The organism is Curvibacter delicatus NBRC 14919 (assembly GCF_001592265.1).
In the GTDB taxonomy this organism is placed as follows: domain Bacteria; phylum Pseudomonadota; class Gammaproteobacteria; order Burkholderiales; family Burkholderiaceae_C; genus Hylemonella; species Hylemonella delicata.
Genome location: NZ_BCWP01000042.1, coordinates 13,975 through 27,230 on the forward strand (window position 1 = coordinate 13,975; position 13,256 = coordinate 27,230).

At 62.0% G+C, this 13,256-nt stretch carries 15 protein-coding genes and 1 pseudogene; 9 read left to right on the forward strand and 7 right to left on the reverse strand.

The window, feature by feature from the left end; translation table 11 throughout:
- Positions 1-75 precede the first annotated feature (75 nt).
- Both CDE01S_RS15610 and CDE01S_RS15615 read left to right on the forward strand, forming a co-directional pair.
- Complete coding sequence (locus tag CDE01S_RS15610; RefSeq protein WP_066709641.1) at positions 76-459, forward strand: type II toxin-antitoxin system RelE/ParE family toxin; 384 nt, start codon at positions 76-78, stop codon at positions 457-459.
- Positions 456-785, forward strand: coding sequence for a helix-turn-helix domain-containing protein (locus tag CDE01S_RS15615; RefSeq protein ID WP_066709644.1), 330 nt, complete (start codon positions 456-458; stop codon positions 783-785). The genes CDE01S_RS15610 and CDE01S_RS15615 overlap by 4 nt, the downstream gene beginning before the upstream one ends.
- A 42-nt stretch (positions 786-827) precedes the next feature.
- On the opposite strand, the gene CDE01S_RS15620 is transcribed toward CDE01S_RS15615, so the two are convergent.
- From CDE01S_RS15620 to modA, 7 genes are all read right to left on the reverse strand, one after another.
- On the reverse strand, positions 828-1,358 hold the full coding sequence (locus CDE01S_RS15620) for a hypothetical protein (protein ID WP_066709646.1): 531 nt from the start codon (positions 1,356-1,358) through the stop codon (positions 828-830).
- A 19-nt stretch (positions 1,359-1,377) separates the two neighbouring features.
- Positions 1,378-2,097, reverse strand: coding sequence for an HNH endonuclease (locus CDE01S_RS15625; RefSeq protein ID WP_066709649.1), 720 nt, complete (start codon positions 2,095-2,097; stop codon positions 1,378-1,380).
- Positions 2,098-2,123: 26 nt separating this feature from the next.
- Positions 2,124-2,393 (reverse strand): hypothetical protein, encoded by a 270-nt coding sequence (locus CDE01S_RS15630; protein WP_157077146.1) that lies wholly within the window; start codon positions 2,391-2,393, stop codon positions 2,124-2,126.
- A 41-nt stretch (positions 2,394-2,434) separates the two neighbouring features.
- Complete coding sequence (locus CDE01S_RS15635; protein WP_066709655.1) at positions 2,435-2,824, reverse strand: YkvA family protein; 390 nt, start codon at positions 2,822-2,824, stop codon at positions 2,435-2,437.
- Between the two features lie 63 nt (positions 2,825-2,887).
- Entirely contained in the window at positions 2,888-4,015 is a 1,128-nt protein-coding gene (locus CDE01S_RS15640) for an ABC transporter ATP-binding protein (RefSeq protein ID WP_066709658.1), read from the reverse strand.
- Positions 4,012-4,677 (reverse strand): molybdate ABC transporter permease subunit, encoded by a 666-nt coding sequence (gene modB, locus CDE01S_RS15645; protein WP_066709663.1) that lies wholly within the window; start codon positions 4,675-4,677, stop codon positions 4,012-4,014. The genes CDE01S_RS15640 and modB overlap by 4 nt, the downstream gene beginning before the upstream one ends.
- Before the next feature lie 12 nt (positions 4,678-4,689).
- The gene (gene modA, locus CDE01S_RS15650) at positions 4,690-5,475 is read right to left on the reverse strand and encodes a molybdate ABC transporter substrate-binding protein (RefSeq protein ID WP_066709665.1); all 786 of its coding nucleotides are present in this window, start codon (positions 5,473-5,475) and stop codon (positions 4,690-4,692) included.
- 119 nt (positions 5,476-5,594) lie between these two features.
- Between modA and CDE01S_RS15655 the strand changes: the two genes are divergently transcribed.
- The 7 genes and pseudogenes from CDE01S_RS15655 to CDE01S_RS15680 all read left to right on the forward strand — a co-directional run bounded on the left by CDE01S_RS15655 (position 5,595) and on the right by CDE01S_RS15680 (position 13,052).
- On the forward strand, positions 5,595-5,981 hold the full coding sequence (locus CDE01S_RS15655; protein ID WP_066709667.1) for a winged helix-turn-helix domain-containing protein: 387 nt from the start codon (positions 5,595-5,597) through the stop codon (positions 5,979-5,981).
- Between the two features lie 10 nt (positions 5,982-5,991).
- Entirely contained in the window at positions 5,992-7,308 is a 1,317-nt protein-coding gene (locus CDE01S_RS15660) for a site-specific integrase (RefSeq protein WP_084382931.1), read from the forward strand.
- A gap of 19 nt (positions 7,309-7,327) precedes the next feature.
- The gene (locus tag CDE01S_RS15665; RefSeq protein WP_066709668.1) at positions 7,328-10,297 is read left to right on the forward strand and encodes a Tn3 family transposase; all 2,970 of its coding nucleotides are present in this window, start codon (positions 7,328-7,330) and stop codon (positions 10,295-10,297) included.
- 54 nt (positions 10,298-10,351) lie between these two features.
- Positions 10,352-10,618 (forward strand): annotated as a pseudogene (gene merT, locus CDE01S_RS15670) (mercuric ion transporter MerT); the annotation flags it as partial.
- Between the two features lie 13 nt (positions 10,619-10,631).
- Positions 10,632-10,868, forward strand: a complete 237-nt coding sequence (gene merP, locus CDE01S_RS15675) for a mercury resistance system periplasmic binding protein MerP (protein ID WP_066709676.1) — start codon at positions 10,632-10,634, stop codon at positions 10,866-10,868.
- Positions 10,865-10,972: a CopK family periplasmic copper-binding protein gene (locus tag CDE01S_RS18540; protein WP_157077149.1), complete on the forward strand. Its 108-nt coding sequence runs from the start codon at positions 10,865-10,867 to the stop codon at positions 10,970-10,972. The genes merP and CDE01S_RS18540 overlap by 4 nt, the downstream gene beginning before the upstream one ends.
- Positions 10,973-11,195: 223 nt before the next feature.
- Complete coding sequence (locus tag CDE01S_RS15680) at positions 11,196-13,052, forward strand: copper resistance system multicopper oxidase (protein ID WP_066709678.1); 1,857 nt, start codon at positions 11,196-11,198, stop codon at positions 13,050-13,052.
- The last annotated feature ends 204 nt before the right edge of the window (positions 13,053-13,256 follow it).

A 13,256-nucleotide genomic window follows, 5' to 3' on the forward strand; every position in this document is an offset into this window, starting at 1 on the left:
GGAAAAACCTCACCCGCCAAAAGTCCGGTTCCGACTAGTTGACGAAAATATGTCTAAATAGGCATAATTGAGGTGATGTCGAAACAAGCCCGCAAACCCATCAAGTGGGTCAGTTCCGCCAAGCGAGATCTGGATGCGATGCCAGAAGATGTCAAAGACGTTTTTGGTCACGCCATCGACCTGGCCCAGGCCGGCGGCAAGCACCAGGATGCCAAGGTGATGACGGGTTTCGGTTCGGCCGGCGTACTGGAAGTGGTCGAAGACCACCAGGGCGACACCTATCGGGCCGTTTACACCGTCAAGTTCGCTGGCTGGGTCTATGTCCTGCACTGCTTTCAGAAGAAGTCCAAAAGCGGCATCGCCACGCCGAAGCCGGACCTGGATTTGATCAACACCCGCCTGAAGGCCGCGAAGCAGGATTTCGAGGTTTGGCAGGCACAGCAAGGAGCAAAGAAATGAATGAGCACGCAAACATCACCATCGAAGAAGGCAGCACCAACGTCTACGCCGACCTGGGCTACACCGACGCGGCCGAGATGCAGCGCAAGTCCCAGCTGGCCGGCGAGATTGCCCGTGCGATCAAGGCGCGCCGCCTGACGCAGGAAGATGCCGCTGCGCTGCTGGGGATCGACCAGTCCAAAGTCTCGCGGATAACCCGTGGCCAGTTCCGCGGTGTCAGTGAAGCCAAGCTGCTGGAGTTGGTGGCGAGGCTGGGACACGATGTGAAGATCGTGGTCGGCCCGGTGCGGCGCCGTGCCGGCAAAATCGAGTTGCAGTTCGCCTGAGCGCGCCTGATTTCTGCAACGCCATCTTGGTTGGCGAATCTACTAGGCGTCGCCTTCAAATTGCACGCCATGTTCACGAGCGTACTCAACATATCGATCTAAAGCGAACTCGCGATCGACGGAGGAAAAAAATCGAAGTTCCGAGCCATAGTTCTCCGGAACTTCGAGTAGTCCATGGTGATACAAGCAGCCGACACCCCATTTGGACTCCACGCGCATGGCTGTCAATAACCGGCCAATGTGCTTGACAGAGCCTTGATCGCAATACACGACAAGCGAACCATCGGCGGGTTCCGCCAACTCATGAAGATGACCCTGGCTAATTAAACGCTCCACGAAACGCGGGCTGGCAAATATGTCGCGAGGTGCGGCAGCGACGATCTCGATGTACTCGGCATCTTCGACGATATCGAGAGCGTGCATCACACACGTATAGCGATCATTAGGTACTGTGGCCTGCACAACTTCGATCGAATGAGGTAACTCGCAGCGAAGGCTTTCGATCAAATCTTGATGCGTCTGCGGCGCGCCATTGTCTGTGATCTCATGCAACCGCCGACGAAGTTCGCTCATTTTTTTTGGTCCCCACCCTTCAGTCGCCGATTAGCGCGCTCAGGGCACGTAGTCCACGAGACCTGCGCCACAAACCTAAAGCTCTGCGCATCTTCGCTAGCCGCGACGGGTTTTTTATTAGTTGCAGTCTGCGGGCGCGCCGGATGAAGTAGCGACCGTCGTCGCTATTCTTGAGGAGATTGCATCTTGTGCAGGCTAGAACGGAGTTCTCGAGGTCTCCGCGGCCGCCGTTCACCAAAGCGACGAAGTGATCGCAGTGGTACCGGTTGCCTCCATCCTGGTCGATCAGAGAGTCACCGCAGTAGAAGCAGAGGCCTTCCTGCGCCCCAAACAAGCCGGATTTCTCTTCGGCGGTGATCTTCCCCCCGTTCGTTTTAATCGCAATGGACCGCAGAGCCCGTCCGAGCCGACCTTTCTGGCGCGCATAAAGCCGCTTGACTTCCTCCGCAAGCTCCTGCCTTGGATAGACCGCTGCCAGCTCTACGCCATCCCAGTTCTCGCTGACCCGACCGCAGGCACATGGTGCTAGCGAGACCTCAATACGTGAGCCGCAGCACGCGCATGTGCACTTCGCGACGATGAAGTCGATAACATCCGGCGTGATGCCGTTCTTCCAGTGACGGTCAGTCTCGCCCGGGTCGAGTCGGCGCAGCAGGAATTGGCTCGACACTGTGCCCCACAGGTGGGTTACAGCCCAGCGTTCGTCGGGCGTAAGTTTCGAGACGGCGGCGGACCTCATTTGGAAAACTCTCGGATTGGTTGACTTCAGCGGTCCGGGACAATAAGGCCTGCTGCCAACACCTGTTGCTGCAGCGCTTGTAGGCTGTCGAGGCCAAGCATGCGCATGGCATCTTCGCGGCTCATCTCGCCTGCGGCATAGAGATCCAGGACTTGAAGGCGTTCAAAGTCTGGGCTACCAAATTCCCGGCCCACCGGGGCCACATCGAGCCAGGCTTGTTCCTCGGCGGATCTCCTCCACAGGCATGGCCCATGGAAGCGAAGATAAAACATGCCGTAAATCCGGCGCTTGTTCATTCGGGCATTCATAGCGTCTTTCAAAAAGTCCTGTCGGATTTTTATTTGGACTGCCAGCAGGACCAGAGCAACCAGGCCAGCATCGCCCACACCACGAAAATCAGGCCGACGCCCCACAGGCTGCGCGGCTTGCTTCCTTCCCTTGCGATCCACTCGTCACTCTTCAAGCGGCATTCGGCCAGGACTGAAGCGGGTGTGAGCCGGATCGCCAGCCAGATCAAGCCCGGCAACAACAACACATCGTCCACATAGCCCAGCACCGGAATAAAGTCAGGAATGAGATCAATCGGACTGAGCGCATAGGCTACGACAAAAACGCCCAGCGCCTTGGCATACCAGGGCGTTTCGGGATGTTTGCAGGCAAACCATAGCGTAACGCCATCACGTTTTAATGTCTTGGCCCAGCCGCGCAGGTGCTCGAATATCTTCATCACTTTCCTCAATGTTGCCACTAATTGGGACCTTCACGAGGATGCGTTGAGGGCTCATGGCGTTTAGCTGGGACGCAATGGCATCACATGCACCAGGTTCGCGTCCAGGCGCACACCCACTCGCACGCCCATCCCCAACTCCTGGCGTTGTGGGCCCGACAGCGTCAGCAGCAGCTTTGCGCCGCCCACTTCCGTCAGCGTCAGCGTGGCCAACGTAATTTCGCCCAGGTGCCGGGCCTCGGTGACAGTGGCTCGGAACTCGCCAGGACCCTGCGGCGCTTGCGTCAACAGCCTTATGCCGTCCCCCGGAATCACCCAGTTCACCGCCTGCCCGACGGGCAGTTTGCCTTTGTCGCGCACCCGCAGCAGCGGCCCTTCGATCCCGTCACCACCCTCGGCCACCCACCGCAGCAATCCCCAGCCTGGCTGCTCGGCCGGGCCCAGCCATTGACCATGAAAGCGGTTGTGGATGCCCACCAGATCAGCCACGCGCGCGTTGCGCGGGGCACGGTGGATCTGCGCCGGATGGCCTTGCTGCAACACCTCGCCGGCGTCCATCACCGCCAGGCGGTCGGCCAGCATGCGGGCCTCGTTGAGGTCGTGCGTGACCAGGACGATGGGGATGGACAGTTCGCGCCGCAGATCGGCCAGCAGCCGGTACAGGCCTTGCCGGCTCATCTGATCTACCGCGGAGAAAGGCTCGTCGAGCAGCAACAGCTTGGGCTCTCGCGCCAGCGCGCGTGCCACCGCCACGCGCTGCTGCTGGCCACCCGAGAGCGTGGCCGGCCGTCGGTCCTGCTGGTCTGGGGTCAGGCCCACGTGATCGAGCCAGTGCCGTGCCTGAGCCAGGCGCCCGAGGCGCGGCAAATGCAGCAGCGACAGCGCCACGTTGTGCAGCGCACTGAGGTGCGGCATCAGCGCATAGTTCTGGAACACCAAACCCACATGCCGGCGCTGGGGCGGCAGGAACACGCCGCGCGCGGTGTCGCACCAGACTTCTCCGCCCACTGAGACATGACCCCGCTCGGGCCGCATCAGGCCCGCCAGCACACGCATCATCGACGTCTTGCCCGCGCCCGAAGGACCGACCAGCGCCAGCAATTCACCCGGCTCGCAGCGCAGGCTTCCCGCCAGCGGCATGGGATGCGTCTGCTCAACGTCGACCGTGAGCGCCGCGTCAGCGTTGCTCATCGCCGCACCGCCAGACGTGCCGAGGCGAAGAACGACGCGCCTACGGCAACCAGCGAGAACACCAGCAGCAGCAAAGCCATCTGGTGGGCGCCGGTGAAGTCGAAGGATTGCACCCGGTCATAGATGGAAATCGCGATGGTCTTGGTTTCGCCCGGAATGCTGCCGCCTATCATCAGCACCACCCCGAACTCCCCCAGCGTATGCACAAAGGTCAGCACCATGGCCGACAGCACGCCCGGCCAGGCCAGCGGCAGCTCAATGCGCCAGAAGGTTTGCCACACACTCAGGCCGCTGACGGCCGCAGCTTCGCCCAGGTTACGCGGGATGGCTTCAAAGGCACGTTGCACCGGCTGCACGAGAAACGGGATGTTGAAAACGATGGAAGCGATCAGCAGGCCAAGGAAGTTAAAGGTCAACCGAACCCCAAAGGTGTCGGCCATCCAGCGCCCGACTGGGGAAGCACCACCCAGCGACACCAGGAGGTAGTAGCCCAGTACGGTAGGCGGCAGCACCAAAGGCAATACCACCATGGCCTCTATCCATGACTTGCCCGCAAACCCGGTGTAGGCCAGCCAACGGCCCAGCCACAGCCCGACCGGCAGCAGCACCAGCAAAGTGGCTGCGGCCAGCTCCAGCGACAGGATCAGGGCTTGCCAGTCCATGGGCGCTCAGCGCTATTCCTTGGGCATGGCGAAGCCGTAGCGGACCATGATTTCCTGGGCGGGAGGCGTGGAAATATAGTTGTAGAAGGCGCGCGCTGCCGGTGGCGCGCCCTTGACCAGCACCATACGCTGCTTGAGTGGCTGGTGCCAGCTCTCCGGAATCAGCTCGAACGTGCCCAGCTTGGCCATGGCCGGCGACAGGGCCAGCGAATAGGCGATGATGCCGCCCTGGGCCGATCCCGAAGTGGCGAACTGCGCGGTTTGGGAAATGTTCTCGCCCAGCACCAGTTTGCCCTCGATGGCACTCCACAGGCCGGCGTGCTGCAGCGCTTCCTTGGCGCGCGCGCCATAGGGGGCATGCTCAGGGTTGGCGATGGCGAATTTCTGCAGCCGGCCGTCCTTGAGCGCAGCCGCCAGGTCCTTGAACTGGCCATCGGCCTTCAGCGGTGAGCCGGGTGGCACCATGATGCCGATGCGGCCTATGGCGTAGGCTCGACCACGGTCTTCGGTCTTGCCGGCATCGGCCAGCTTGTAGACAAAGTTCTCGTCGGCCGACATGAAGAGGTGGAACGGTGCATCCTGCAGGATTTGTGTGGTGAAGTTGCCCGACGAACCGAACACCAGCTTGATGTCCTGGCCGGTGTCTCGCTTGAAACGGGCGGCGACCTCTTCGATGGCGAACTTCAGGTCGGAAGCGGCGGCCAGGGTCGGAACGGTCTGCGCGTGAGCTGAAGAGAGAGCGGCAATGCAGGCAAGGGGTACGAGCCACGAAAAAAAGCGGCGGCTGCAGATGGCCATGAAGTGTCCTTTAACGGTACGATTCATAAAGTTTCGATATCTTCCAGAGAAGATATCGATCTCAAAGTATATCGCCAGATACTGGAGGCCAGTCGCCTCGGTAGACAATACGCTTCACGATGAAATCCACCGTCAAAATCTCCTTGCCAGACGAGAAAACACGCTTTCGGGTGGAGATCAAACACGCGGTGGCCATTGGCCCCGGCAAGGCCGACGTGCTTGAGCGCATCGCCGGGACCGGCTCGCTTGCCGAGGCCGGCCGCAGCCTGGGCATGAGCTATCAGCGCGTCTGGTCGCTGGTGGCGGCGATGAACGCGGATTTTGTGGAACCGTTGGTGCTCAAGCAGCGCGGCGGTGCTGCTGGCGGCGGAGCGCAGCTCACGCCGACCGGCGAACAAGTGTTGAAAATCTACCGCCTGATCGAGCGCGACGCCCAGCGCGCGGTCTCCAAGCGTTTGCCGCTGTTGGTCGGCCTGATTCGGCCCGAGGCCGGCACCGGAAGATGAGCGCAGGGACATGAGCAATATTGCCCAGTACATCGAGGCCGCCGAGCGCGACAACACGCGCCGCAGCTACGCCTCGGCTATACGGCATTTTGAGATTGAGTGGAAAGGCTTGTTGCCATCAACGGCTGACGCCATCGCCCGCTACCTGGCCGACCACGCGGCTACCCTGGCCATCAACACGCTGCGCCAGCGGCTGGCGGCGCTGTCCCGCTGGCATACCGACCAGGGTTTTGCGGACCCTACCAAGTCGCCGCTGGTGCGCCAGGTCCTCAAAGGCATTCGCTCCGTTCACGCCGTGCCAGAAAAGCGCGCGCGGCCCCTGGAACTGGCGATGCTCCAGCAGGTCGATCAGTGGCTAGCTGCCGCCATCGGCAATGCCCAGCGCTCCGGCGACCAGCCAGCCTTGCTGCGCCACACGCGCGACCGCAGCCTGATGCTGCTGGGGTTTTGGCGCGGTTTCCGCTCCGACGAACTGGTCAACCTGCGCGTTGAAAACACCGAAATCACCCCCGGCCAGGGCATGGCCTGCTACCTGGGCCGCAGCAAAGGCGACCGGCAGCTGCAGGGCCGGACCTTCCAATGCCCGGCCTTGTCTCGCCTGTGCGCGGTGGACGCCTTCAGCGCCTGGGTTAGCCTGGCCGGTTTGACCGAGGGCCCGGTGTTCCGCAAGATTGACCGCTGGGGTCATGTCGCTGACGAAAGCCTGCATGCCAACAGCCTGATTCCCTTGCTGCGCAGCCTGTTCGCCGAGGCCGGTGTTGAGTCGCCCGAGGAATACAGCAGCCACTCCATGCGCCGCGGCTTTGCCGGCTGGGCCCGCGCCAGCGGCTGGGACATCAAGGAGTTGATGGAGTATGTCGGCTGGAAGGATGTCAAATCGGCCATGCGCTACCTCGATGCGTCGGACTCCAGCCTGCAAGCCCGCTTCGAGCAGGGCCTGCCGGCGCTGGCGCCGACCGCTCAGCAACCGCCGCCGTTGGTGCTGTTGCTGACGGAGCCGGTGGGCGTTCTTGGTCTGCCTGCCGAAGGGGCAACGCTCGTGGCGGTCCTGCGCGTAACGATGGTGCTGGCCCGCTTCAGCAAGCAGTCGCGCGGCCTGGCCCGTGGCCACCGGCTGATCGAGCAGACCTGCTTCGAGCGCTTTGCCATGCAGCGCCTGAACACCGAGGGCACGCTCTACGAGCTGGCGGTTCCTTACTTGTCCCGCGAGGTGCTGGACGAGACGATCGCCACGCTGCTCGATGATATGTACCGCATCGCCGAGGACAACCAGTGCCTGCTGGAAACCTCGTTTCACGAACCCGCCACCGACACCTATTGGGATTGAGGCCGACCGACTGCCCGCTATGAGTGGTATCAACGACACCGCCTATCCGCAACTCAGGACCGAGATCAGTGACCAGGATCTGATCTCGGTGTTCACGCCGAGCGCAACGGAACGCCGCTTCATAGCGAATGCGTACAGCCGGGCCACGACCCAGGCCCTGATCGCGGTTCAGCTGAAGATGCTGCAGCGGCTGGGCTACTTCGTGACCTTGGACGACGTGCCCAGCACGATCATTAAACATATCTGCAAGCGTTACCAGGTCCAGCCGTTCTCCGCGGCAACACTGCAGCGCTACGACCAGTCCGGCAGCAAGTCACTGCACCAACGGATGCTGCGGGAATTCGTCGGCCTGCGGCTCCTGGATACAGGCGCACAGGACTGGCTGGAAGCTGAGGCGATGAAAGCGGCACAGACCAAACAGGAACTGCCCGATATCATCAACATCCTGCTGGAAGAACTGGTTCACCACCGTTACCTGCTGCCCGGATTTGTCACGCTGTCGCGCATCGCAAGCCGGGCACGGGTGAAGGTCAATGACGAGCTCTACAAACACATTGCTACGGCCTTGACTGATGCCCAGCAGGCCGGGATCGACCAGATGTTTCGCACCCGCAAGGGCCGCAGCCAATGGGACCAGCTCAAGCGAGAGCCTAAGCAGCCCAGCGTGCGCGAGGTGGCCAGCTTCCTGACGCACATCCAGGCCCTTCGGGAGCTGGCCGACGGCTTGCCGGTGATTGATGGCGTCTCGGTCCCCAAGCGAACCCAGTTTGTGCTCGAAGCCCGCGCCCTGAACGTGCGCGAAATGCAGGCGCTCAAGCCGATCAAGCGCTACGCCCTGGCGGTGTTGCTGATCCAGGCGCAATTACAGAAGGCTGTTGACGACATTGCCGACATCTTCATCCGGTCCGTGCGCAACATGCACAACGTTGCGCGCGAGCGCCTGAAGCAGTACCAGCTGGAGCATGTGGCGCAGGGCGAGGCGCTGATCACCCAGTTCCGCGATGTGCTGACAGCCTTCGAAGACGACGGGACGGAAGCGCAGCGGGTCGGCAGGATGCGCAAGATGCTGGGCGACGATCCGGCCGCCTGGATCGAACGCTGCGATGAGCACATCGCCTATGCGGGCAACAACTATTACCCGTTCATGCTCCAGCCCTACCGCGCCAGGCGGTCGCTGCTGTTCCAGTGCCTGGATGCGATGGCGCTAAAGTCCTCATCGCCCGATGACTCCCTGTTGCGGGCCGTGAGCTGGATCGCGCAGTTCCGCTCCAGCCACAAGGAGTATGTTCTCGCCGACAGTGGCGCCGTCCCGCTCGACCTGACCTGGTTGGCCGACAGGAAGTGGCAAGCCCTGATCCAGGGCCAAGGCGAGGAAGCGACTCCAGGCCTTGTCCATCGCAAGTACCTGGAGCTGTGCATCCTTTCGCACGTGATGGACGAGTTGAAGTCCGGCGATCTGTATGTGCAGAACAGTGACCAGTACGACGACTACCGCGACCACCTGGTGAGCTGGGAAGAGTTCGATACCGAAATCGGCCAGTACAGCGACATGGTCGGCTTGCCGGCCGACGCTGACGACTTTGTCATGAAGCACAAGCAGCAGCTGGCCAACCTGGCGCGCCAGGTCGACGCCCGTTTCCCGGACAACGAGCATGTGGCGATGACCGAGTCGGGCCTGCTGCTGCGGCGCAGCGAGCGGGCGCCGCCGCCAGAAGGGCTGCCGGAGGTCGACCAGGCCATCACGGACTCGATGGCGACGGCCAGCATCCTGGACGTGCTGACCGAAACCGAGCGATGGCTGGACCTGCACAAGCTGTTCGGTCCCTTGTCGGGCTTCGAGAGCAAGGTCGACGACCCGCGCAAACGCTTCCTGACGACGCTCTTTTGCTACGGTTGCAACCTGGGACCGACCCAGACCGCGCTGTCGGTCAAGGGCCTGTCGCGCAAGCAGGTGGCATGGCTCAACCTGCACCATGTCACCGAAGAGCGTTTGGACAAGGCCATCTTCAAAGTAGTCAACGCCTACAACCGGTTCTCCCTGCCGCAATACTGGGGCACCGGCAAGAGCGCGTCGGCGGACGGCACGAAGTGGAACGTCTATGAGCAAAACCTGCTGTCCGAGTACCACCTGCGCTATGGCGGCTACGGCGGCATCGGCTACTACCACGTCTCGGACATGTACATTGCGTTGTTCAGCCACTTCATTCCTTGCGGCGTCTACGAGGCCGTGTACATCCTCGATGGGCTGGTCAAGAACGAGTCCGACATCCAGCCCGACACGCTGCACGGCGACACGCAGGCGCAGAGCGCGCCGGTCTTCGGGCTGTCGCACCTGCTCGGGATCAAGCTGATGCCGCGCATTCGAAACATCAAGGACCTGGTGTTCTTCAAGTCGGAACCAGGGGCGCAGTACAAGCATATCCAGAGCCTGTTTCGCGGGACGATAGATTGGGATCTGATCAAGCTGCACTACCGCGACATGCTGCGTGTGGCTGTATCTATTAAGGTCGGCAGGATCACGCCGTCGATGATCCTCAGGCGGCTCGGGACTTTCAGCCACAAGAACAAGCTCTACTTCGCGTTCCGCGAGCTCGGGCGGGCGATCCGAACCCTGTTCCTGCTCGATTACATCAGCGACATAGAGCTACGCCGGTCGATCCATGCAGCGACCAACAAGAGCGAGGAATTCAACAATTTCGTCAAATGGCTGTTCTTCGGCGGGGAAGGGGTGATCGCCGAGAACCTGCGCCATGAGCAGCGCAAGGTCATCAAGTACAGCCAGCTGGTGGCCAATATGGTGATCCTGCACAACGTGCAATGGATGTCGCGCAAGCTCAAGGAGCTGCAGAGCCAGGGATATCCAGTGGGCGAGCCGGTGCTGAAAGCCTTGTCGCCATACCGGACCAGCCACATCAACCGGCTCGGGGACTACACGCTGGATCTGGGGCGGGCCGTTGAGCCCATCGACTACAAAATCAAATTTTCCTGAAATATCAATAAGTTAGCTACGATCCTGCGAAATTTTCAGGAATCACGGCCGACCCTCGTACTGGTCGCCCTCGGTTTTTCCGGTGCCTGGATCAGCAACCTGACAGCGCTGGAACCCTATCGCCCGTTGTTCATCGGTGCGGCGCTGGTGGCGATGTTCTTCGCCTGGAAGCGTATTTACCGACCGGTGCAAGCCTGCAAGCCGGGCGAGGTCTGCGCGATTCCGCAGGTGCGCGTCACCTACAAGCTGATTTTCTGGATCGTGGCCGTGCTGGTCTTGGTCGCGCTTGGATTTCCCTATGTCGTTCCCTTTTTCTATTGACCAGGAGTTCATCATGAAGAAACTGTTTGCCCCCCTTGCCCTCGCCGCCGTTGTTGCTCCCGTGTGGGCCGCCACCCAGACCGTCACGCTATCCGTGCCGGGCATGACCTGCTCTGCTTGTCCGATCACCGTTAAGAAGGCAATTTTCAAGGTCGAGGGCGTGAGCAAGGTCGATGTGGGCTTCGAGAAGCGCGAGGCCGTCGTCACCTTCGACGACGCCAAGACCGGTATGGGCGCGCCAGCTACCTGAAAGGAGGAGAAGTCCTTGAGACTTCCGATGGCCGCAAGGTGACAGCGACCAGCAATGAAGTTGCCCGTCTCGACAACCTGTTGCGACAAGGGCACGACTACTGAGCGGTCCGCACACGCGCAAGGGCCAGGGCTCGTCCACGCACGGACCCTGGCCCTTGATCTTGGTGGCGTAGCGCACATGACGGAAATGTAATGTTCGCGTCACTTAAAGGACAGCGCCACCTCCTTAACCTAGCCGTGTGTCGATACCGAAGGCCGCTGGAATGATCATCCGCGCCTCCCTCGGTGTCTGTTTTTTCTTTTTTCTATCGGAGGATTTTGATTCATGAAGCACCATGTTCCGCCTGTGTTCGCGGTTCCCGGTCTGCCGCGCCGGCGTTTTGTCCAAGGCTTGGCCGCCGGCGGCGTCCTGCTGGGCATGTCGGCCTGGTCCGGCCTGGCGCGCGCGCAGGAGATGAAGCCGGCCAGCGCAGCCGCCCCGGTCCTCAAGGGCACCGAATTCGACCTCGTCATTGCCGAGTCGCCCGTCAACTTCACGGGCAAGCCTGGCGTCGCAACAACCATCAACGGCTCGCTACCGGCGCCGACCTTGCGCTGGCGCGAAGGTGACACGGTCACGATCCGCGTCACCAACAAGCTGCGCGAATCCACCTCGATCCACTGGCACGGCATCATCCTGCCGTATCAGATGGACGGCGTGCCGGGCATCAGCTTCGCCGGCATTGCCCCGGGCGAGACCTTCACCTACCGCTTCAAGGTCGAGCAAAGCGGCACCTACTGGTACCACTCGCATTCCGGCTTCCAGGAGCTGACCGGCATGTACGGAGCCATCATCATTGATCCGGCAGACGGCGAACCCATCAAGGCGCAGCGCGACCATGTGATCCACCTGTCCGACTGGACCGACGAAGACCCGATGCGCGTCTTCTCCAAGCTGAAGGTCCAGAGCGGCTACTACAACCACAACATGCCGACCGCGCCGCAGTTCTTCCGTGAGGCGGCGCGCGATGGCCTGACGGCCGCACTCGACAAACGAGCCATGTGGAACCAGATGCGCATGAATCCAACCGATCTGTCGGATCTCTCCGCTGCCACGCTCACCTTCCTGATGAATGGCACCACGCCGGCCGGCAACTGGACCGGGCTGTTCAAGCCGGGCGAACGGGTGCGACTGCGCTTCATCAACGGCGCCGGCAACACTTTCTACGACGTGCGCATTCCCGGTCTCAAGCTTCAGGTGGTGCAGGTCGACGGCGTCAACGTCGAACCGGTCAGCGTGGACGAATTCCGCTTTGGCCCGGGCGAAACCTATGATGTGCTGGTCGAGCCGCGCGATGACGCCTACACCGTCTTCGCCCAGACCATGGAGCGGACCGGTTATGCCCGCGGCACGCTGGCGACGCGTGCCGGCTTGGCCGCACCGGTGCCGGCGGTGGACGCGCCGGTCTGGCTGTCGATGGCCGACATGATGGGCGCCATGGGCGGCAGCATGGCCGGCATGAACCATGGCGCATCCGGCGGGAATGGCGGTCACGCGGGCATGCAAGGCATGCAAGGCATGCAAGGCATGCCGGGGATGATGCATGGCGGTATGGCCATGGACCATGGCGGCCATGCCATGCCTGGCATGGCGCCGGCCAATCCGCTGGCGGTGCCCAGTACCCAGGCACGGCACGCCCGCACCGAGTACGGCCCCAGCACCGATGCCCGGGTGGATATGGCGCGCACCAACCTGGACGACCCGGGCGTGGGCCTGCGCGACAACGGCCGCCGGGTTCTCACGCTGGCGGATCTGCACACCATCGACGGACCGCTCGATCCGCGCGGAGCCGAGCGCGAGATCGAGCTGCACCTGACGGGCAACATGGAGCGTTACACCTGGTCGCTCGACGGCCTGGAGTTCGGCCAGTCCACGCCGGTGCACTTCAAGTACGGCGAGCGGGTGCGGGTGATCCTGCACAACGACACCATGATGACCCATCCGATGCACTTGCACGGCATGTGGAGCGAACTGGAAAACCCCGACGGCAGCTTCCTGGCGCGACGCCACACCATTCCCGTGCAGCCGGCGCAGCGCGTCAGCTTTCTGGTCACGGCCGACGCCCTGGGCCGCTGGGCCTGGCACTGCCACCTGATGTTCCATATGGACGCCGGCATGTTCCGCGAAGTGGTGGTGGCCTGATTCATGAAGACAAAGGAGAAAACACACATGATGAAACTCAAACTGAACTGGATCGCTTTCATACTCGCGACGTTCGGCACGGTACCGGTGTGGGCGCAGTCGATGAGCGGCATGGCCCACGACATGCCTGCCGCCACGGCCGAAAAGGCTGATGGCGGCATGGAAGGCATGGATCATGGCTCCATGGGCGACGCCCAGGGCGCC